Source organism: Massilia mucilaginosa (assembly GCF_011682145.1).
Classification (GTDB): Bacteria; Pseudomonadota; Gammaproteobacteria; order Burkholderiales; family Burkholderiaceae_D; genus Telluria_A; species Telluria_A mucilaginosa.
The window spans coordinates 1-331 of sequence record NZ_WHJH01000282.1 but is presented as its reverse complement, the minus strand read 5'-3'; the positions used below and the strand labels follow the sequence as shown (position 1 = coordinate 331).

1 protein-coding gene is annotated in these 331 nt (G+C 71.9%); it reads right to left on the bottom strand.

Going from position 1 to position 331, the window contains the following annotated elements:
- Positions 1–331 (bottom strand): hypothetical protein (locus F2P45_RS34870; RefSeq protein ID WP_166882732.1); only part of this gene is annotated, 331 nt, incomplete at both ends.

Below are 331 nucleotides of genomic sequence, written 5' to 3'. Positions count from 1 at the left end.
CGAGGCACGGTGTGCGCAGGTCCCAATTCGTGCAAGCGGCCACGCCGGTGGCGGGCAGGTCAAGGCTGATATACGGCCCGTCGTCGATACGGCGGCAAGGCATGTAGCGGCCGAACGCCAGGCGCAGGCGCGCCGCCAGCGCCAGCGCGAGCTGCGGGGCGGCCGCGCCGCCAACGGTGGCGCTGAAGGTGAACAGGCCACTGGGCGGGGCGGTCAGATACCTGATCAACGCGGCAAACGGCATGCCCGCGCCGTTGCCGTCCAGGGCCTGTCGCAATGCCCGCAGCGTGGCCCCGGTGTCGAAGCGCACCTGGAGATCGAGGCGCGGGAG